Raw genomic sequence first — 1,726 nt, forward strand, 5'->3', positions numbered from 1 at the left:
TCATCATAAAAAGCACCACCATCAGCACCAGCAGTCACATCGTTATCCGCATCAGTACTTACAATTACTTGTGTAGATCCAGCTACTTGCGCATCTACATACGTTTTTACAGCATTCTGAGTAGGAAAGTCAACGTCTGAAGTTCCAAGTGCAACGTTAGTTGACTTATTAGCAGCATCTTCTTTTAGAGCAATAGCAGTTACGTTATTGGCGATATCAGTATCGTTAGAAGTGATATTTGTTGTGTTGTTTGCAATACTAGTTTGTAAAGCGGCATCATCATAAAAAGCACCACCATCTGTACCAGCGGTTACATTGTTGTCTGCATCAGTACTTACAATTACTTGTGTAGAAGCAATTATTTGTGCATCTACATAACTTTTAGGAGTTGCATCTTGAGCATTTACAGGGTTTGCTATTGAGGTAACAGCGTTACCTCCCATTGTTAATGGACCAGTCATAGCATCACCAATAATATTTACATAACGAGCATCATTTGTAGATAAATCTGTTGTTACTTCTTGCCATCCGGTTGGATCGTCATAAATAAAAGCAACACCATTTCTATCTGTATTAGGAGCAACTTCGCCAGATACAATATAAATATCAGAATCTACACCAGTTGCTGGTCTAGCAGATTCCAGACCAGTTGATACACTTGATAAAATTACAGCAACATTTCCGTTAGCTTCAGGATTAACACCATTGACGCTTCTAACAATATTAGGAATTGTTGTTGCTCCATTTGCTTCGTCTGTATATACTAAAGTATTTTGAGCTGTAGCCGGACTCTCTAGTTTTGTTACTGTTTCATTACTAAGAACCCAATTAGTTCCATTCCATCTCATTATTTGGCCATTACTAGTTCCGTTAGCCAATTTTTCTAATGTAACATTGTTATCTGCAATTTTACTAGTGGTTATAGCATTGTCCGCAATACTCAGACCTACATTTTCAAATACTGCATTTGAACCACCAGTAACATCAATATCTGTTGAGGTTATATTTCCATCAGCTTGTGCATCTACATACGTTTTAACTGCATTCTGAGTAGGGAATGCATCATCCGAAGTTCCTAAAGCAACATTAGTTGATTTATTAGCAGCATCTTCTTTTAGAGCAATAGCAGCATCTGCATCGGCTTCGTTAGTGTCTACGTCTGTTTGAACTGCATTTATAGCGTTAGTTGCTGCTGTTTCATTCGCGTCTACATCAGCCTGAATAGCATTTTCTGCTGCTGTAGCTCTTGTCGTTTCAGCTGTAATAGCAGTTGTGTTATTAGCAATGTTTGTTTGTAGTGCAGCATCGTCATAAAAAGCACCACCATCAGCACCAGCAGTAACATCGTTGTCTACATCAGTACTTACAATAATTTGATCAGAAGCAAGAACTTGTGCATCTACATACGTTTTAACAGCATTCTGAGTAGGGAATAGATCATCAGATGTTCCTAATGTTACTACGTCAGACTTGTTAGCGCTATCTTCCTTTAAGGCGATAGCTGCATCTGCATCAACTTCGTTAGTATCAACATCAGCCTGAATAGCGTTTTCTGCAGCTGTAGCTCTTGTAGTTTCAGCTGTAATAGCAGTTGTATTGTTCGTAATATTTGTTTGTAAAGCGGCATCATCATAAAAAGCACCACCATCGGTTCCTGCAGTCACTGTGTTGTCAGCATCAGTACTTACAATAATTTGATCAGAAGCAAGAACTTGTGCATCTACAT

The 1,726-nt window shown here is 38.4% G+C and carries 1 protein-coding gene; it reads right to left on the reverse strand.

The window, feature by feature from the left end; genetic code table 11:
- Positions 1-1,726: hypothetical protein (locus BT107_RS17595; RefSeq protein WP_170854759.1), on the reverse strand; the 1,726-nt coding region annotated here is incomplete at both ends.

It is taken from the genome of Cellulophaga fucicola (genome assembly GCF_900119145.1).
Taxonomy (GTDB): Bacteria; Bacteroidota; Bacteroidia; order Flavobacteriales; family Flavobacteriaceae; genus Cellulophaga; species Cellulophaga fucicola.